The sequence below is a fragment of the Paenibacillus guangzhouensis genome (assembly GCF_009363075.1).
Lineage (GTDB): Bacteria > Bacillota > Bacilli > Paenibacillales > Paenibacillaceae > Paenibacillus_K > Paenibacillus_K guangzhouensis.
In genome coordinates this window covers 450,475-468,804 of record NZ_CP045293.1, presented here as the reverse complement: position 1 = coordinate 468,804, position 18,330 = coordinate 450,475, and the positions used below count along the sequence as shown (strand labels likewise).

Genomic DNA, 18,330 nt, shown 5'->3' with positions numbered 1-18,330 from the left:
ATACTTCCGTATAGAAAAATGATACATTCAGGGAAGAAGCACGTATATGCTGTTATTTAACCGATTTGTATCCATTTTTATTCTGGAAAAATATAGCGAGGTTAACACTGTGCAAATTATCCAAGAACCGATTCACTATCAGAACCCGCAATTATGTATGAAAGTATGGAAATTTACGCATACAGGTGATGAGCATATAGGTCCGGCACTGTGGCATTATCATAAGGAAGTCGAATTCGTCCTCGTCGTCGAAGGCGTTCATGAAATGCATACGCCAACACAGGTGTACCGGTTGAACCCGGGGGATGTCATGGTCGTTGGTTCTTCCCAGCTGCACCGGGGCCTTACGCCTGCCGGGCAGGATGTTGCTTACATTGTACTTCATATTGATCTGGAGCCTTACTTCGATCCCGCCATGATGCACTATACCAGGCACTTCATGGAGGTACTTAGTCCGCTCGAGGAATTGAATTATATATTCCGTAAATTCCCGCATGTGCAGCAAGAGGTCGGTTCGATTATCCATGCCATCCACGAAGAAGTTATGCAGAAGCAGAAGGGATACGAGATTGCAGTCAGCATGCACATCAAACATCTGCTGTTAACGCTGCTGCGTAACGATGATCAAGAACTTCTGCTGGCGCACGAGTATGTCGATGCGGACGTGCTTCGCCCGGTCATTGCCTATATCGAAGAGCATTTAGCCGAGAAAGTCGATATGGGCGTCGTGAGCAAGCTGGCGGGCATGAGCTATACGTACTTCTCCAAATATTTTAAGAGTAAGGTCGGCATCTCTTTCACCGATTTCGTCAATCGTAAACGGATTGCCAGAGCAGAGCGGATGCTGGCTATTGGCGATAAAAATGTGAACGATATCGCTGCAGCGGTAGGCATTGAGAACATGGCGCATTTCTATGAATTGTTCAAGCGATTCTGCGGATGTACGCCGAAGCAATATAAACAGAAAATGAGGGGATCCTTATGAAAAAAGATAACGATTCGATCCAACCAGAGCTGTCCTTGCAGGAGCTTCCCTACAGCCAAGAAAATGAGGAACTGGTGAAGAAGAACTTCTGGACCAAGACGAAAAAATTCGCTGGGAAAATCCCCTTTACCAAAGACGCCGTCGCGATGTACTATTGTGCGGTCGATGCCAAGACGCCGCTGTGGGCCAAAGGAATTGCCTTCGGTGCACTGGCATATTTCATCTCGCCGATGGACGCGATTCCGGATGTGTTAGTTGGACTTGGGTTTACAGATGATGCAGCTGTCATTGTCGCAGGAATCAAGGCGATTTCAAGCCAAATAACGGACGAGCACCGAGAACAAGCGGAGAAATTCCTCGATGTCGATCAAGAAAAGGCGCAACCGTGAGAGTTGCGCCTTTTTCCTATTCGTTCATCTCGATTATTTGCTAATGTTCTTGAACAATTCCGTCTGCTCTCGGATGCCCTTCTCCGCAGCGAATCGTTCGATGCTGGAAGCGCCGAAGAATCCGTCGATGCCTTTCGTTCTTGCCATCACGTATGCAGCATCCTCCGGTTCCGCAATCGGGCCGCCATGGCAGATGACCATCATGTCCGGGTTGACGGCTTTGCCCGCTTGGATGATCGCTTCGATGCGCTCGACGCAATCATCGAGCGTTAGCGCCGTTTTGGCCCCGATCGTCCCTTTGGTCGTCAGCCCCATATGCGCCACGAGAATATCCGCGCCGGCCTCCGCCATCGCTCTCGCTTGCTCCGGATCGAACACATACGGCGTCGTGAGCATGTCCAGCTCATGCGCAATACGGATCATGTCCACTTCGAGATCGTAGCCCATACCCGTCTCTTCCAGGTTCTGACGGAATACACCGTCGATTAAACCAACGGTTGGGAAGTTCTGAACGCCGCTGAAGCCCTGCTCCTTCAACTGCTTCAGATAGACCTCCATCACGCGGAATGGATCCGTGCCGCATACACCGGCTAATACCGGCGTATGTTTCACGACAGGAAGCACTTCCGATCCCATCTCGACGACGATTTGATTGGCATCTCCATAAGACAACAGCCCTGCGAGGGATCCTCGTCCCGCCATCCGATAACGGCCGGAGTTGTAGACGATCAACATATCCGCGCCGCCCGCTTCACTGCTCTTCGCTGTAATCCCGGTCCCCGCGCCTACGCCAAGCAGAATTTTCCCATTCTTCACTTCTTCGCGGAATTTTGCCATAATCTCTGTTCTTGTTAATTTATTCATCGATAACGCCTCCATTGCTTCTGTTGTAAGGTTATTTCTGCATTAAATCGATCAGCTTCTGGGCCGCTGCCTCGGCGAATGCGGTGTCGTTGATTGCGCAATCCATCTCGATCAGCTCAACGACATTGCGGTTGATACCGCTGCGCAGCGTGTCGAACAACATCTTATCTTCATCTGGGCCGTAGAACGCTTCCCCTTCAACGTCAATGCCGGAGATGCCACGGAGCGGCAGCATGAGCACCGTTTTCTCCTTCGCCATATTCAGTTTCTCGACCAGCTTCTTCCCAATGGCTTCATTCTCTTCCACCGTCGTTCGCATGAGCGTTACCGTTGGATTATGTTTGTAAAATTTATGCCCCGCAAATTTCTCTGGAATCGTATCGTATGGCCCGAAGTTGCACATATCCAGCGCGCCAACAGAGACGACCTGCGGGATATGATGTTTGCCTGCCGCCTCTAATCGATGGGGACCTGCGTTCAGAACGCCGCCAAGAATCTCATCCACCCACTCGGTGGTCGTCAGATCCAGCACGCCTTCAATGAACCCAGCTTCGATCAGCGCTTCCATAGAGCGTCCGCCTACGCCTGTCGCGTGGAACACCAACACTTCGTAGCCTCTCGCTTCCAGATAATTACGCGCGGCCGTCACGCATGGGGTCGTCACACCGAACATCGTGGTCGCGACGAGCGGTTTCTTTTCGATCACTTGGGTGTTCTCGAATTGAACCATCCCGGCAATGGCGAATACGGCATTCGAGAATATTTTTGTTGAAATCGAGTTCAGTCCTGCCACATCGACGACAGACGGCATCATCAAGATATCGCTCGTTCCGACATAAGGGGCCGTGTTACCTGACGCGACGGTCGACACCATCACTTTCGGCACGCCGATCGGCAGTGCGCGCATGCCCGGCGTGACGAGCGACGTACCGCCCGTCCCCCCGAAGGAGATGATCCCGTCGAATTTGCCTTGCTTGTATAATTCAGGTACGAGCTTCTCCATCCCTTTGGACAACACCTCGGTCGCTAAGGACCGGTCTTTCTTCGCTGCGAGCGTATCCAGCTCCACACCTGCTGCGGCCGCCACTTCATGATTCGTGACATCCGGTGTAAAGGTTGGCTCGAACACGCCGGTATGGATCGTAAACGTACGGAGTCCTAAGCTTTCAATCAAATGTTTGATATACAGATATTCGTCACCCTTCGTGTCAAACGTTCCTGCAATCGCAATGGTCTTCATTCGTTCAACCTCGCTCTCCATTTGATAATCTTACATAGGGGTGCTGTGGCTTCAACGCCACTTAACCATCACAAAAAGTATGATGAACATACATTCATCATACTGCTGCAAGTTACCTATGAAAACGCTTTTATGTCTCCTGTTTTTGTGCTTATGTTAGATCTGTATTGTTTTGGCGTACAACCTTTGTATTTCTTGAACATTTTGCTGAATTGCGCATAATCTTGGTATCCGACGAGTGGTGCCAGCTCCGAGAGTAGAATATTTTCCCGGTCCAAAATTTCTGCCGCCTTATCCATTCGATATTGCACAATGTAGGTCTGGAAGCTGCATCCGACACTCTTCGTGAACAGACTGCTTAGGTAACTCCGCGAGACATGCGCCACTCTGGCAAGGTCGATAAACGAAATCTCGTTCATGTAATTTTGCGCGACGTATTCCTTCACGAATTCCACGTAGTCGTAGTGCTTCGTAATGCCATCTAACATTTTCACCAGTAGATCGTCTTCATCCAGCTTGCCCGTTCCTTTAAAGGCTTTCGTAATATTCGTAATGGACTTCTCCGACGGAATGCGTTCGAACGCGGAGCCTCCGATATAACCCATCAAATTCTTATTGTTGCTGTACATGTACTCAACATCGATCGGCGTTTTGACAGGTCCACCGTAGATTAGCTTGATCACGTCAGGCCTTAACGCGTTGCAGATCCGGAAGATGTTGTCCGCTTTGACCTTGGCCGCTTCCAACGAAAATACTTTTCGGGCGCCCAGCAATCCGCCTTCCGTCAGCCCTAAATGCGCACAGATCACATCTGCCCCTGCCTCGATCATCTGTTCCGCTTGGTGCTCGTCGAAGACAAAGGCCACCGTGAACAAATTCTGCGCATGCGCAATCCGGATCGCATCTACCTCAAGCTCATACAGATTGCCGTCCTCTTGAATCGCTTCGCCAAATCGTCCGTCGATCAATCCCACCGTCGGGTAATTGTTGATACCCGCGTAGCCCATCGCCTTGATGGTCCGAATATATTCGGTCATATCTTTCGTCGGGTCGGTCGCATTGAGGCCGAATAGAATCGGAATATCCTTCACCAGTGGAATGATCTCACGCGAAGCGAAGTCCATGACCATATCATTGCTGTTGCAGAATGGCAAAAAGCCTGCTAGCGAGCTGCGGCCCATCTGGCGAAACCGCCCTGAATTCAGCATTAGGATGAAATCCGCACCGCCTTCCTTCGCATACTTTGCCGTAATCCCTGCACCGGTCGCGACGCCAATGATATGATTACCCGAGGCGATTTGCGTTCGGAGCTTGTCCAGCATATGTTCCCTTGTCATCATCGTCTCTTTTCCCTCCCCATTTGCCGCCCGTCTTCTTCTGTATCTATAAATTATAATGGATTGCAATAGCCGCGCAAAATGAATAGGACGATATCCAGCGAACCGATGCCGGCTGCGAATATCGTCCTTCAGGAAGTTCCAGAGCATTACGCCAATTTGTGCAACCGTGCGGCGAGAGCAGATACCCACCCGAAAGCGACCATGCCGGCGATCCCCATGATGACGCCAATCCACGTGTTCATGCTCATACCGACCATAATCAGCAGAGGGGCGATGATGCCTGTCGCAAGACTGTAGGTTCTGAAGCCACGATCGCCTTGGGCTGCAAATCGGCGTGCAATCACGAAGCTAGCCGCGACCAGACAAATAAATGCAGTAAAGAAAGCCATCGAATGCAGCGCTGCTTCACTACTCATTGAAGCCGGCATATCCGTTGGGGCGCCCGGAGGGAAGCTCATACCAGGATCGGGGCGAAAGATGCCCGCGATAATCATCCCTAATCCATATATACCGATGAACAGCGGTCCCCATGCACCGCCCTTCCCGCCTCGCAATGCGCTGCGTATCCCTAGGGCTGCGAGAATGGCAAGCAAGCCGGTGATCATGAAGTTCACACTCTGAATCCATCCTAATTCGCCAAGCGTTAAGTTGCTGATCGCATGCCGCCGAATATCGAACCCCGTCCGCGTAAAAGTCTGAATGATCGATACGGCGAAGAACAGCGGCGCTGAAGCGATCCCTCCAGCTAACATCAGTTTCATTGCGCTACCGCTTTGGGCATAGACGTTTTTCATATTCCAATCGTCTCCTTTGGTTTATCGAATTTTTGCTCCTTTATGAAGACGACGAATCCGAGACGGGTAAATCGACATGGGGAATGAAAGTTGATAAAAAAAATGAAAAGCAAAAAACCCTTGATTGCTCAAGGGTAATTAAACATGGAACGAATTTGTTATGATATCGCACTAACGCTGGATTCACTCCGTAGATCCAACCACCGAACTTCCTCTGGCGTCAAGACAAGCTCCGTCGCTTCCATACAGGACTTCAATTCCTCATCGTTCCGCGGACCGATAATCGCCCCCGTTGGGAACGATTGATTCAGCACATATGCGAGTGCGATCTGAATCGTCGTAACCCCTCTCGCAGCGCCAAGCTGCTCCGCGCGCAGATACCGTTCCCAGTTCTCATCGTTATAGAAGACGCGCACCAAATCCGCATTTGAACGATCTTCCTGAGTATACCGCCCTGTGAAAAATCCTCTTGCCTGCGCAGACCAGGACAAAATCGGAAGCTTCGAATGTTCATGCCAAGCCAATGACGCCTCATCGATGCTGATACAATCCGGCCAATATGGCTCGATCGCTTTGGCCAGGCTTAAGTTCGGGCTGCTGAACGAAAAACCGCGCAATCCATGCGTTGCCGCGTAACGATTCGCTTCTTCCAGACGCGCCGTGGTCCAATTGGATGCGCCGAAAACTCCGATTCTTCCTGCTTCCACATGCTCATTCAGCGCTTCAAGAATCGCGCCGACCGGCACGCTAATATCATCTCGATGAAGCGCGTACAGATCCGTCCGATCGGTTCGCAACCGTTCCAAGCTTATCATCAATTCTTCATAAATCGCCGCGCGGTTTACACGGGAGCCGTCTTGATTCGGATGAGCACCTTTTGTCCATACGTTGATCTGATCCCGGTTCTTCCGTTCCTCCATCCACATGCCGATGGCCTGCTCGCTTTTCCCGCCGCAATAGATGAACGCCGTATCAATTGTGTTGCCACCAATCGCAACATAACCGTCCAGTACCCTGCATACCTCATCGAAGGTCTCCGGCGAAAAAAAATCAGAACCCATAATTAAAGAAGACACTTCGTTTTGTAGACCTGAAAAAGATAAACTCTTCATCACATTCATCTCCTCTAGATTTGAATTCGTTGCCTACTGTAAGCGGATTCAAGGCATGCATCAATAACCTTCATATTGGCGACAGCATCTTCAGGACCAAATCGCGCCGTCTCCTCACCCCATACCGTTCGGGCAAAATGATCGGCTTGTAGTGTATACGTATTAAGCATTTCTTGCTGCTCTTCCCGTTTCCCTTCGCTCGTATGCACATAGAAGGTTGGGTCACCGATATAAGCCGACGGCACTTCAATCCGACCGTCCGTACCAAGAATCTCAAGCGTATTCCGAAATGCTGCCCACATGCCGCAATCAAAAGTTAACGCGACACTGTTCGCAAATTCAACGATGCCCGAAGCCATCATATCGACATGGTCATGATCAGGCGATAGGAGCGCATGAACCGTCGCCGCTTCCGGTTCACTCTCAAGAATGAGACGTGCGGCGCTAATCGGATAGCAGCCTACATCATAAATCGAACCGCCGCCCCAATCTCTCCGATACCTAACATTGGTTTTATCGGCGTGATTATTGAAGGTGAAGGCCCCATGAATCCCACGAAGCTCGCCGATCTCACCGGATGCGATAATGTCCTTGATGCGATCATACCTCGGATGATTGCGATACATAAAAGCTTCTGCGAGATGCTTCCCCGTACTGCGGCTAGTCTCTAGCATTCTAGCAGCCTCTCCTGCATTTAGCGCAATCGGCTTCTCGCATAGCACGTGCTTGCCGGCCTCCATCGCGCGAATGGCCCATTCCATGTGCAGATGATTCGGCAGCGGAATGTATACCGCATCCAGACTCGCATCTGCAAGCAATTCTTCATAGCTGCCGTAAGCCGTAGGAATTTCCATCTTCTTCGCCGTTTCTTGCGCTTTGCCCAGATCACGGCTTGCAATCGCTTGCACGATACTCGTTGTGGATTGCTTGATTCCCGGTATGACGGACCCAACAGCAATTCCTGCACAACCTAATACTCCGAAACGCAAAGGACGATTGGTCATTTGGACACCTTCTCTCAAAGATTTACATGATTGGATGATGTGTACAACCTCAATATAAATCATTCAGCTGGAAGGATCAACCATTCCAAGAAACTTGCCGAATTTCCGATGCCGTCCGTCCTTTGTGTTGTTTAATCAATCGAGCAAAATGATGCGATGTTTTGAATCCACAGCGCTCCGCAATCTCAGAGACAGTCAATCCCGTATTCGTGAGCAGTTCGACCGCCCGGTTCACACGATAGCTCCACACAAACTGCATAGGGGTTGTTTGTTCGTGCTGTTTGAACAACCGAATCAAGTGCTCTGGCGAAACACCTGCATGATCGGCCAAAGGATGAAGCGAAATCTCATCCGCATAGTGTTCATGAATCCATGTTCGCGCAGCATGAAGAGCGGGGTGTTTCTCCCGTTGTTGAAGAAGACGGCTTGTCTCCGTCGGGTACAGATGGATCGCAGCCAGTCCGAGGCTGAGAATCGCTGCGTTATTGGAAGGCACATGCCGCAGCAAGCCGAGCATCAGATCGGCTAGTTTGTTCATTTCTTCCGTTAGAGGCAGGGTTTCAGGCAGCTGATACAACGCATGTTTCATTTCCTCGGGCAGTGCTCCAACGTGTACCGAAATCCAGCGATGCCAGGTTTCTTCGGTTTTCGAGAAAATAAAAGATTCCTCATGACCCGGCTTCAGCAGCACAACATGCCCAGGCTGGACATGAAGCGGTCGGCCATCGATCGTAACCGTCATTTCCCCCGTGTACAGCATCACGAGTTGAAGATCCTGTTGAATGCGAGGCCCATAGCGTCCGCCTGGCGGATACACAATTGAACCTGCATAGGCCGATTGCAATTGATCGAGCCGGAAAGATTGTGAAAAAATTGGCATGTTGCCTGTTCACCTCTATTCACTTCCATTATTTTCAGATGTAACGAACATATCAATAACAGATACAAAATTGCAAATCGCAGACATTGTTGCGTATGCAAATACAGGGTAAGCTGAATAGCAATATAACGCTCACTTCCAGAGGAGGACGCCCAATGAGTACCACGAAGTCTCCGTTATCAACACCGTTCAACGAGCAACAAATCGAATTTTTTAGAGAGAATGGTTATCTTTTACTTGAAGGAGGCTGTTCCAGCGATTTAATCGATGCCTTTAATGGACACATCTATGATATTCGCAATCAATCTCCGATGCCCGAGTGGGCGGCTTGTGATGAGAACAAGAAATATGCGGTTCGGCTGTTCAATCCCCACAAACATGACAGCTTCTCCCGTCAATTGATGAAGCTGCCGGTTATCCGTGGAGGGCTTGCCCAATTGATGGGCAGAGAGGCCGTATGCGTTCAGAGTATGTATTTCTATAAGGAACCGGGATCGCCTGGCCAGGCATCGCACCAGGACTATTACTACATTAAGAACGATCCGATGACGATGATTGCCGCATGGACCGCGATGGAGGAATCGGTTGACGAAGAGAATGGATGCCTTTGGGTCATGCCGGGTACCCATAAGCTTGGTCTGCTGCCGCACGGCGCCGTCAAAAACTTGGAAGAGCATGAATCGTGGACAGAGGAAACTGAAGGTATTGATACGAGCCGTCAAATTCCGGTCATCATGGAGAAAGGCGATATTCTCTTTTTCAGCGAGCTACTCATTCACTCTTCGAACAAGAATCGAAGCAAGGAGCGCTGGCGCCGATCTTATGTATGCCACTACATCCGCGAGGATTCGAATGTTCTCCACCGTGAGGATCTTCGGCAGAAGTATCCGCTTGATTAGCGATACGTAAGCAAAAAAAAGGACTACGTTATGAATCGTAGTCCTTTTACATTCCATACCACGTTACAAGATTACTTTCTGGCCGCTGCGCGCACTCTGAATCGCACCCATCACCATCTTCAAGCTATGGATGTTATCACGGCAATCCGTTTCCGCATGCCGCCCTTGCGCAAGAGCCTGGAACATCTCATCCAGGCAGCCTGCATGACCAGGCTGTCCCGTCCAGGTTAACGGTGCCTCCATCCGGATCAGATCACGCTGAAATTCGCCCGCATACGTCTTTGGGGCAACGACTTCCGCGTAAGGCGCTCCCACGCCATCCCACATCGCCGTCCCTTTCTCCCCCGTAATCCGCCAGTTCGATTCCCATGAGGTGGACGCACCTTCGGCGCACCAGGAGCCTCGGTAGCAGAAAACAGAGCCGTCCGACATTTCGTAAATACAGATTGCCGCTGCATTGCCTTGGTACCAAGACCCTGCGGGATTAAACTCATGGCAGTAGACCGATACCGGATCAGCTCCCAGCATAAATCTGGCCTGATCGAAGGTATGAATCGCCATATCGACAATTAACGGGCTGTCCATAAGCTCCCTGAACCCCCCGAAATGCGGTCCAAGAAAGAAATCGGCGTTAACCATCCCGGGCTTGCCAATCGTACCGGATTGAATCATCTCGCGAAGTGCACGAATATTGGCATCATAGCGTCGATTCTGCATGACGGATAACGTTCTGCCCGTCGCTTCAGATACCCTAATAATCTCCTTTGCTTGCTCCAGATTGGCCGCCATCGGCTTCTCACCCAATACATTGCAGCCATTTCGCATCGCCGTGGTACAAATATCAAAATGACTATCTGGAATTGTAACATCCATCACCAGATTCGCATTCGTGTCCTTAATCGCCGGTTCCAGTTCCGTGTATATCTCACAATTTAGGGCGTACTCGTCCTTTATTTTTCGGGCATTGTCCGGAAATACGTCAACCAGCGCGACAATAACCGCATCCTTCCGTTTCAACGCGGTTTGAATCCATACATGCGACATGCCGCCACAACCGGCGACGATGATCCGATGCTGTTGTTCCGTCATACACTGAACGCCTCCCGTCTATACCGGATTCGGCACAAACGCGCCGCCTCGACATTGTTTCAAATAATTGAGCGCATGCACCTGTCCCGTCATTTCAAGCTCATCGCGATATACCGGGTCATGCCAACCCTCGATATCGATTGTTCCCTGATAACCAGCTTGTCTTAGAATGGAAATAACATCCGTCCAATTGGTATCGCCAAACCCTGGCGTACGATGCCACACGAACGCTTTAGGACCATGAATCCCATGCTCTTTGACAATATCCCAAGCGATCGTCGCATCCTTTCCATGCACATGAAACACTTTGTCTACCCATTTGCGAAGCTGCGGGATCGGGTCGATCAAGCTAACCATCTGATGACATGGCTCCCACTCCAGTCCAATATGATCACTCGGAACGGTGTTGAACATCATCTCCCATGCTTTTGGATTATGCGCAATGTTCCAGTCCCCCTTCCACCAGTTGCCGCCCATATCGCAGTTCTCGAAAGCGATTCGTATTCCGCGATCAGCAGCACGTTTGCTTAATTCTCCGAACACTTCCTTATACCGCGGCAAAGATTCCTCGATAGGTTGATCCGTCAGTCGACCTGTAAACCCGCTTACAATATCAGCTCCAAATAAATGAGCATGATCAATCGCGCGCTCCCAACTCGCCAATGTGTCCGCACTGTCGCCTTCTCCCGTTAACGGATTTCCGAATACACTCAACGCTGAAATCACAACCCCATGCGCATCGACGATTTCACGCACCTGTTTAGCTAACTCCTTAAGATCAATCCCACCAGTCGTTTGCCAGAACGTTAGCGTAATCGATTCAAAACCGTGAGGTAAAATTTGCGGAAGAACACGTACCGCATCCTGTCCTGCAACCAAGGTACCAATTCGTAGAAAGTGCTTGCTGTCTTGCATTGTATATCACTCCTAAATTGAGTATATTGTGTAACATAAGCCTATTCTATCGCTGGTATTTGATAAAATCTCTATACAATCTTGTGCTTTTTCGGTTGTATCTTGTGTTAAGGAGCTATCGTGATGACCTATCCCCTTGAACTTAGAGAAAAGACTTATTTCAACGATCCCTCATATCCGATCAATATTTTTCATAACTTTATGAATGCACCTTATCACGGGGCACCAGCACTATATATGCACTGGCATGACCACTTCGAAATCATATGGATGGCCCGCGGACAAGCCATTTTTCATATTGATAGCCAGCCTTACGAGACAGCGCCAGGGGATATCCTCATGGTTCCACCCGGCGCGCTGCATGTTGGATACAGCGCCTGTACCGGTTCACTGGACTATGACGCGATCGTCTTCAACGCATCGTTATTTAGACATCAATCATCCGATCCGATGCATTCGTTATTTATTGCCCCCTATGTAGAAGGGATTTTGCGCTTTCCTATCAAAATTAGCCATGATGATTGGGCCAATGCCCTTATTCGTACCCTTCTTAAAGAAATCATTGATGAATTCGCAACGAAGCAGCAAGGATACGAGCTGATCGTCAGAAGCCAGATGTACATATTGCTTACTCGCCTTTCCAGACATTTTATGCCTAGACAACAATTGGCGGCAACAACCCAAAGCCAAGCGCGCAATGTCGAACGATTCAAACAACTGCTGCGCTACATCGATGATCATTACGCTGAACCAATATCCGTATCTAAGGCCGCTGCCATCGTCAATTTAAATCCGTATCATTTCTGCAAAATGTTTAAGAAAACGACTGGCTCAACGCTGGTCGAATATATCAATCTCATCCGCATTCAAGCCGCTGAACGGCTTCTACGAGAAAGTGATCATACCATTACCGCAATTGCCGAGCAGGTCGGACTGGGCAATCCGAATTACTTTACCAAGCTGTTCAAGCGCTGCAGAGGCATCTCGCCATCACAATGGAGGAAACAATCCATCCATATGTCGCTGGAAGATAAGGTGGAGTAATGAAAAAACACACCGAGGTTTGTTCGGTGTGTTTTTGGCACTTTTAAAGCTTCATAGACGCTCTACTTCTTACTATTCCCCGCACCCATATAATCGAGCACCGCCATGATGACCTTCACTGCTTCCGCTCTCGTTGCTGCTGCCAATGGATCAAATCGGTCTGCAGCTTTACCTTGAACGAAGTGAGCAGCCGTTGCGGCCGCAACATCCTTCTTGGCCCAGGATGGAATTTGGTTCACATCCGCATAGTTCACTTGCGTGGCTTTAGCCGATTGTGGATCCAGACCTGCGGCACGGGCAGCCAGCATGGCGAGCTGCGTGCGCGTGATCAACTGCTCCGGACGGAACGTGCCGTCTTGGAATCCTTGAATCAGCTTCGCATCAATTGCTGCTGTTACATCGGATTTAGCCCATGACGAAATTTGATCATCGTCCTTAAACGTAGTCCCACTCCCCGCTACCGAAGCGGAAGAAAGCTGAAGAGCGCGCGCAAGCATCGATACGAACTGCTCTCTCGTCACTTGCTGATCCGGGCGGAAGGTGCTGTCGGCAAAACCTTTGACGATACCAAGCGATGCCGCTCTGGCTACAACGGAATTCGACCAGTGGCCTTGCATGTCTTTGAAGTCGATCGTCCCCTGATTGCTCCTGTTCCCCTCACTGCCTCCTTCGGTAACCACCTGCTTCATAAATTCAATCACCGCACGCTTCAGGGCAGCCGCAGCTTCATTCACTTGCTGTTGCGTAGCGTTATCTAGCTTCTGGATCGCGACAGCCGCATCAATCGCAGCTTGCAGAGCCTTCTTCGCCCCAGCTTTATACTCTCCTGGCCTACTGCCTTCTACGGCTGTTGCATGTTTCGATTTTGCGTCAGCGATAACCTGATTCAGCGCTGCTTTTTCAATGCTGCTTGAAACTGAAGGTGTAGATGAATGATTGGGATTACTTGGATTGCCCGGGTTCGTCGGTTGATCAACATGGACGGACTTCTTGAATGTCTCGACAGCTTGCATAAGAGCTGCAACGGCTGCATCGACAGCCTCTTGCATCGCCGCTCCATCCTGCATCACAGCCTCGGCTGCTGTAATCGCCGCCTGGAGTCGAGATTTCGATCCGACGGGGTAATAACCGGCAGACGTCCCCTCCTGTGCCTGCGCATACAATTGATTCGCCTGCGATATCAAGGCTTCCAGCTTCGTCTTATCCGACTTCACCAGATCCTTGACGGCATGCGCAGCCAGCATGGCATAACCCGCACTCGATACATCCCAGTCGGCTGACAGGTGGCCTGCCTTGAGCGTATCCGTCACCCGTGTCAAGCTAGCCATCGCGCGATCGGCATCGCCCATTAATGTCGCGACATACGCAGCAACACCGTGTAGGCCGCTCAGCTCGCCCTCTGAAGCCCATTTCGGAAAGCTCTGGTTCAATGCCGTATAAAGAGCTGCCGCCTCGCTGCTGTCTGGAGCAACAACTCCTGCAGCAATCGCCGTAAGCTGAGCGCCGGCATCCTCCCACTTCGTCCAATCTGCCGGAGTCGGTTGACCTGACGCATCGATTGACATCGCATATGCCCCCGCCTCTTCATTCCATAGCTTAGACTTGATCCCTTCACGCAGCATTTCCATATACTTCTCGAAGTAAGCCGCTGGACCTTCGTCCTTAAAATGATTCCGGAACAGCCATACACTATCCTGCATTCCTTTCAGGACTAGCAAATTGTCCTGTAACGATTTGATCTTCCCATCTTTTTTCGACCACATGAGACCATCAGCAGCCTGCAAAGCCATCAGCCCCAGACCGCCTGTCAGAATATCTAGTTGATACTGGGTAATGACGAACTTGCCCGTTCGCTCAAAATAGGCGCGCTGCAGCGATATAAAGGAAGCGATACTGGCAGCAGCGCTCTTATAGTCCTCTGTCGAAACCCACTCGCCACTCTGCTCATTCAGCTTCATTTCATATTTGGTACCATAGACGCCAAAGCGGTCTCCCCAATTCCAACTGCCCACATAATTCGTGATATATTTCTCAGCGAGTTCAATCGTCTCCGGCCTTAGCAAGAAACCTAGCGCAGCGATATTGGATGCAGCCGGATCTATCTCCTTCTGCTGTTCATTCAGTGTCAAAGCTCCATTAGGAAGCTGGCGTCCAAACAGCCAGCCCGACATCGTATCCAATATGTCATCCGGCTTTGAAGCCGCCTCGCGAGAAATGCGGATCGCAATCTCATCCGTCTTCAGCACGTCATTTCCTCTCGTGACGAACGCCCACAGCTTGATCTGCTGAATAGCCGGATCAAGGGGCAAGCCGCGCAAAGTAAAGCGATTCGCGCTTTCTTGCACCAGCAGGTTGGGTAGATCCATATGATACGCAATTTGCGCATCCGACAGATCGAGCTGCTTGCCATCCTTATTGAAAACTTCAATCACGATCGAAGTGCTCTCGTTACGGCGCAACAATTCGCGTTCTGCCTTGATCGTAACTTTAGCCATGCCTTCCCCTGCAGCCCCAAGACGGACGGCGACGGTCAAATCACGTGTAAAATAAATGTTGTTAAAGCGATCCTTGGCTTTTACTTTGACCTGATAATCGCCATTGACCAGCCCTTGCAGCGCTATCCCCCACGTTCCCGCTTCAGGTACGGCATGAAAGACTTTCTGTTCGCCTGTCAGCTGATGGATAAATGTAACTTCGATATCCTGCAGGCCAATGGCTGTGCCTGTCAATTGATAAGGAAGAGTTTCGATGACGGTCCCCTCTTCCATCAAGGCCATATCGAATTGAACCGGTACATCTGGCAGCTTCTGCATTTGGGCAGCTGTGAGCAAACTTAAGCCGCTCTCCATGACGTACCATGGCCACGGATGATCTTTATCCACATAGGTAGCTTCAATCGATTGCAAAAATTGATCAACGCGCACCTTGTCTCCCATCAACGCTGCCGCACTGGCGAGGATCGCCCATGGGAAAGCATCGCTCTTCGCAAGTGTCGGCCAGCCAGGATGATGTTCATTGAAGCTATTGTACAACTGGATCGCCCGCTCGCTGTCTGGCGCGATGACGCCTGCCCAAATCGGGGAGATCTGAGCCGTCGCATCGGCATAGAAGGTCCGCCAATCCGGATTCAGTAGTGTCCCCGAATCTGTCTTCCCTGGCGAATACATGTTTTTTTGTTCCAGCCATAGCTCGGATTGAATTGCCGTATGAACCTGCTCTTTGATTGCTTCAAATCTGGCTGCTTCGGCCGTGTCACCAAAAATATGCTCAGCGATCCATGCCATATCGATGAGTCCTCGATACACCTCGGTGTTGTCCATCAAATACTTCACTCGATAGGTCGGCTTCGCCCACGTTAGACCATCCGCCTCCTGCGTGGAGAGCATCGCCGAAGCGATCTTCAGGACTTGTTCCTTGTGCTCTGCGACATACGCCGTATCCCCTGTTACCTCTGCATATTTGCGCAGCACGTTCAAGAAGGTAGACGCATAAGAATCCGTCGAGTCGAAATCGAGCGTAGGCGTCTCCGTCTGGCGATCCGTCTCTACGACATAATCGTAGACCGATCCATCCGGTGCATCCGGTCCTTTCCCTTCGTTCAAATGGGCAAAGTACCAATCCATGTATTTTTTCACGATGTTCGCATATTCCGGCTTTTCCAGCAAGCCGAGCAGAGCAATGTGCGTGAAATAGGGAATGACCTTGTACTTTCCGTTATAGCTATCAATCGCCTTGCTATACGTTGGAATTGCGCCATTGTCGAATTGCAGGCTGGCAATCCATTCTGCTTCGGCATCGATAATCTTTTGATACCTGGCGCTTGTATCATTCGCCACGCTCTCTGCATCATATCCTTCCGCCACGTCGCCAGCGTTTGCATGGGCATAACCGGGAGCGGCTGACGTTATCATCATCATGGCAATAATAATAAAGGCAATTCTTTTTCTTAAATGAACCATTTAAGTTCCTCCTTAGCCTTTTATCGCACCTGATGTTATCCCTTGGATGAATTGTTTTTGCATCGCAATATACACGAGCACGACTGGCAGCACCATAATCGTGGAAGCCGCCATCAACAGCTCATACTGCGTCGTGTATTGTCCGACGAACACGGATAAGCCCATCTGAATCGGCATCAGCCTATTTTCTGAGAACAGCACTAAGGCCAGCATAAACTCGTTCCACACCGATAATGTATTGAGGATCACGATCGTCGCAAGCGCCGGCCGGGCAATGGGCAGCATGAGTCTATAATAGATTTGGAAGCTGGTGGCGCCGTCAATGATCGCTGCTTCCTCCAGTTCGCGCGACATCTCATCAAAAAAAGTTTTTAAGATGAAAATCGACACCGGCAGCGCTGCGGCAATGAGCGGTAAAATATAGCCGATTCTCGTATTCGCGAGTCCCAAATTGCTGACCACAAGATAGATCGAAATAAAGGCACCAGGAATCGGGATCATTAACGTAGCCATAAAACCTAAGAAAATGACCTTCTTCCCTGCCATATCCAATCTCGCGATGGCGTATGAGGCTAGCGATGCGAATAGAACTACGCACACCACGACAATCACGGAATATAAGACGCTGTTGAACGTATAGACATTAAAATTGCCCTGAAACCATGCATCCTTGTAGTTTTCGAAATTAAACGCATTGTTCGGAATCAGACTCCGGTTCGTAAAAATTTCATTCCGCTGCTTCAGTGAGGTCGAGACCATCCACACAAGCGGAAAAATGGAGATCACAGTCCACACGATCAGGGATAAATGAGTGATGCCTTTGAAAAAGAACGTGCCTTTACTCTGCATACGTTATCCCCTCTCTAGTCTTTCTTCTGGGACAGCTTTAATTGGATGAGCGATAAAATAAACAGCATGATCCCGAATATTAACGAGAAGGCATTCGCCATGCCGAAATCAGAATTGGTAAAGGCTTCACGATAAATGCGCAGCGCAGGTACCTCTGTCGCGTAACCGGGTCCCCCCATCGTCATCGCATAGACGTGATTGAATATGCCGAGCGCCCCGAGGATCGTCAAAATATTGACCAGCGTGTATACCTTGCGCAGCGATGGAATCGTAATGTAGCGCAATTGCTGAGACCGGCTCGCGCCGTCGATGCTCGCCGCTTCATACAAGTCTTTGGGTATGCCTTGGAGTCCCGCCAGGAATAAAATGAACGAGCCTCCGACCCCTTGCCACATCGAGCTGACCGCTACTGCATAGAGCGCCGTGTCGATCGAACCTAGCCATACATGCGTGAAATGGTCAAGGCCAATGTCCCTCAGCACACCGTTCAGAAGTCCCTTCGGCTCATAAATCCATTTCCAAATGTACCCGACAACGATGCCGGACAGGATCGGCGGGATATAGAATACGACACGGTAAAACTTGCCGCCCCGAATGTTCGAGTTCGCCGCGACGGACAGCAGCAGCGCAATGGTATTCATGAATACAAGCGACAACAGTGCAAAAATGACCCCATTGCCTACCGCTTCCCACCACCGCGTATCAGTTAATGCTGCGGCATAGTTCTTGAAGCCGACAACATCATAGTTTGGATTCACGCCATTGAAATTCGTAAAGCTGTATTGTACCGTGCGAATGATCGGAAGCAATGAAAATAAGATAAACAACAGCAACGCTGGCAAAACATAAGCCAAATTAAGATAGCGCATGATGATTTTCTTTCGATTGCCGTATGACTTCCCTTTCGTGCTTGGCAAGCTGCTTGCGTCCATCGAATCACCTCTGTGTTAAGCAGGACGAACAGCCT

At 50.1% G+C, this 18,330-nt stretch carries 16 protein-coding genes; 4 read left to right on the top strand and 12 right to left on the bottom strand.

Going from position 1 to position 18,330, the window contains the following annotated elements:
* The first annotated feature begins 46 nt into the window (after positions 1–46).
* Together GCU39_RS02100 and GCU39_RS02095 are read left to right on the top strand one after the other, a co-directional pair.
* Positions 47–985: a helix-turn-helix domain-containing protein gene (locus GCU39_RS02100; RefSeq protein ID WP_227793414.1), complete on the top strand. Its 939-nt coding sequence runs from the start codon at positions 47–49 to the stop codon at positions 983–985.
* The gene (locus GCU39_RS02095) at positions 982–1,374 is read left to right on the top strand and encodes a YkvA family protein (RefSeq protein ID WP_152391988.1); all 393 of its coding nucleotides are present in this window, start codon (positions 982–984) and stop codon (positions 1,372–1,374) included. The genes GCU39_RS02100 and GCU39_RS02095 overlap by 4 nt, the downstream gene beginning before the upstream one ends.
* A gap of 33 nt (positions 1,375–1,407) precedes the next feature.
* Here GCU39_RS02095 and GCU39_RS02090 read toward each other — a convergent pair whose 3' ends face one another.
* The 7 genes from GCU39_RS02090 to GCU39_RS02060 form a co-directional block, all read right to left on the bottom strand.
* Entirely contained in the window at positions 1,408–2,238 is an 831-nt protein-coding gene (locus tag GCU39_RS02090) for a phosphoenolpyruvate hydrolase family protein (RefSeq protein WP_152391987.1), read from the bottom strand.
* A 31-nt stretch (positions 2,239–2,269) separates the two neighbouring features.
* Positions 2,270–3,478: a Tm-1-like ATP-binding domain-containing protein gene (locus GCU39_RS02085; protein ID WP_152391986.1), complete on the bottom strand. Its 1,209-nt coding sequence runs from the start codon at positions 3,476–3,478 to the stop codon at positions 2,270–2,272.
* A 116-nt stretch (positions 3,479–3,594) separates the two neighbouring features.
* Positions 3,595–4,818 (bottom strand): phosphoenolpyruvate hydrolase family protein, encoded by a 1,224-nt coding sequence (locus GCU39_RS02080; protein ID WP_227793413.1) that lies wholly within the window; start codon positions 4,816–4,818, stop codon positions 3,595–3,597.
* A 146-nt stretch (positions 4,819–4,964) separates the two neighbouring features.
* A complete protein-coding gene (locus GCU39_RS02075) occupies positions 4,965–5,612 on the bottom strand; it encodes a DUF998 domain-containing protein (RefSeq protein ID WP_152391985.1) in 648 nt (215 codons plus the stop codon).
* Between the two features lie 158 nt (positions 5,613–5,770).
* Positions 5,771–6,724 (bottom strand): aldo/keto reductase, encoded by a 954-nt coding sequence (locus GCU39_RS02070; protein WP_152391984.1) that lies wholly within the window; start codon positions 6,722–6,724, stop codon positions 5,771–5,773.
* Between the two features lie 14 nt (positions 6,725–6,738).
* Positions 6,739–7,728 (bottom strand): Gfo/Idh/MocA family protein, encoded by a 990-nt coding sequence (locus tag GCU39_RS02065; RefSeq protein ID WP_152391983.1) that lies wholly within the window; start codon positions 7,726–7,728, stop codon positions 6,739–6,741.
* A 76-nt stretch (positions 7,729–7,804) separates the two neighbouring features.
* Complete coding sequence (locus tag GCU39_RS02060) at positions 7,805–8,608, bottom strand: AraC family transcriptional regulator (RefSeq protein ID WP_152391982.1); 804 nt, start codon at positions 8,606–8,608, stop codon at positions 7,805–7,807.
* Between the two features lie 155 nt (positions 8,609–8,763).
* Between GCU39_RS02060 and GCU39_RS02055 the strand changes: the two genes are divergently transcribed.
* On the top strand, positions 8,764–9,507 hold the full coding sequence (locus tag GCU39_RS02055) for a phytanoyl-CoA dioxygenase family protein (RefSeq protein WP_152391981.1): 744 nt from the start codon (positions 8,764–8,766) through the stop codon (positions 9,505–9,507).
* A 63-nt stretch (positions 9,508–9,570) separates the two neighbouring features.
* Here GCU39_RS02055 and GCU39_RS02050 read toward each other — a convergent pair whose 3' ends face one another.
* Together GCU39_RS02050 and GCU39_RS02045 are read right to left on the bottom strand one after the other, a co-directional pair.
* On the bottom strand, positions 9,571–10,596 hold the full coding sequence (locus GCU39_RS02050) for a Gfo/Idh/MocA family protein (RefSeq protein WP_152391980.1): 1,026 nt from the start codon (positions 10,594–10,596) through the stop codon (positions 9,571–9,573).
* Positions 10,597–10,614: 18 nt separating this feature from the next.
* Positions 10,615–11,511 (bottom strand): sugar phosphate isomerase/epimerase family protein, encoded by an 897-nt coding sequence (locus GCU39_RS02045; RefSeq protein WP_152391979.1) that lies wholly within the window; start codon positions 11,509–11,511, stop codon positions 10,615–10,617.
* A gap of 123 nt (positions 11,512–11,634) precedes the next feature.
* Here GCU39_RS02045 and GCU39_RS02040 point away from each other — a divergent pair, with 123 nt between their 5' ends.
* The gene (locus GCU39_RS02040) at positions 11,635–12,555 is read left to right on the top strand and encodes an AraC family transcriptional regulator (protein WP_152391978.1); all 921 of its coding nucleotides are present in this window, start codon (positions 11,635–11,637) and stop codon (positions 12,553–12,555) included.
* 62 nt (positions 12,556–12,617) lie between these two features.
* Here the strand turns inward: GCU39_RS02040 and GCU39_RS02035 are convergent, their stop codons facing one another.
* Genes GCU39_RS02035 through GCU39_RS02025 form a run of 3 tightly spaced genes read right to left on the bottom strand, consistent with a single transcriptional unit; the run spans position 12,618 to position 18,295 of the window.
* Positions 12,618–16,514: an S-layer homology domain-containing protein gene (locus GCU39_RS02035; RefSeq protein WP_152391977.1), complete on the bottom strand. Its 3,897-nt coding sequence runs from the start codon at positions 16,512–16,514 to the stop codon at positions 12,618–12,620.
* A gap of 12 nt (positions 16,515–16,526) precedes the next feature.
* A complete protein-coding gene (locus tag GCU39_RS02030; RefSeq protein ID WP_152391976.1) occupies positions 16,527–17,363 on the bottom strand; it encodes a carbohydrate ABC transporter permease in 837 nt (278 codons plus the stop codon).
* Between the two features lie 14 nt (positions 17,364–17,377).
* Positions 17,378–18,295: a carbohydrate ABC transporter permease gene (locus GCU39_RS02025; protein WP_152391975.1), complete on the bottom strand. Its 918-nt coding sequence runs from the start codon at positions 18,293–18,295 to the stop codon at positions 17,378–17,380.
* Positions 18,296–18,330: the final 35 nt, after the last annotated feature.

Coding starts and splice junctions, on each gene's coding strand:
- GCU39_RS02080 (WP_227793413.1), bottom strand. CDS start 4,818: ATGATGACAAGGGAACATATGCTGGACAAGCTCCGAACGCAAATCGCC.
- GCU39_RS02090 (WP_152391987.1), bottom strand. CDS start 2,238: ATGAATAAATTAACAAGAACAGAGATTATGGCAAAATTCCGCGAAGAA.
- GCU39_RS02055 (WP_152391981.1), top strand. CDS start 8,764: ATGAGTACCACGAAGTCTCCGTTATCAACACCGTTCAACGAGCAACAA.
- GCU39_RS02065 (WP_152391983.1), bottom strand. CDS start 7,728: ATGACCAATCGTCCTTTGCGTTTCGGAGTATTAGGTTGTGCAGGAATT.
- GCU39_RS02100 (WP_227793414.1), top strand. CDS start 47: ATGCTGTTATTTAACCGATTTGTATCCATTTTTATTCTGGAAAAATAT.
- GCU39_RS02030 (WP_152391976.1), bottom strand. CDS start 17,363: ATGCAGAGTAAAGGCACGTTCTTTTTCAAAGGCATCACTCATTTATCC.
- GCU39_RS02035 (WP_152391977.1), bottom strand. CDS start 16,514: ATGGTTCATTTAAGAAAAAGAATTGCCTTTATTATTATTGCCATGATG.
- GCU39_RS02050 (WP_152391980.1), bottom strand. CDS start 10,596: ATGACGGAACAACAGCATCGGATCATCGTCGCCGGTTGTGGCGGCATG.
- GCU39_RS02085 (WP_152391986.1), bottom strand. CDS start 3,478: ATGAAGACCATTGCGATTGCAGGAACGTTTGACACGAAGGGTGACGAA.
- GCU39_RS02060 (WP_152391982.1), bottom strand. CDS start 8,608: ATGCCAATTTTTTCACAATCTTTCCGGCTCGATCAATTGCAATCGGCC.
- GCU39_RS02025 (WP_152391975.1), bottom strand. CDS start 18,295: ATGGACGCAAGCAGCTTGCCAAGCACGAAAGGGAAGTCATACGGCAAT.
- GCU39_RS02095 (WP_152391988.1), top strand. CDS start 982: ATGAAAAAAGATAACGATTCGATCCAACCAGAGCTGTCCTTGCAGGAG.
- GCU39_RS02070 (WP_152391984.1), bottom strand. CDS start 6,724: ATGAAGAGTTTATCTTTTTCAGGTCTACAAAACGAAGTGTCTTCTTTA.
- GCU39_RS02045 (WP_152391979.1), bottom strand. CDS start 11,511: ATGCAAGACAGCAAGCACTTTCTACGAATTGGTACCTTGGTTGCAGGA.
- GCU39_RS02040 (WP_152391978.1), top strand. CDS start 11,635: ATGACCTATCCCCTTGAACTTAGAGAAAAGACTTATTTCAACGATCCC.
- GCU39_RS02075 (WP_152391985.1), bottom strand. CDS start 5,612: ATGAAAAACGTCTATGCCCAAAGCGGTAGCGCAATGAAACTGATGTTA.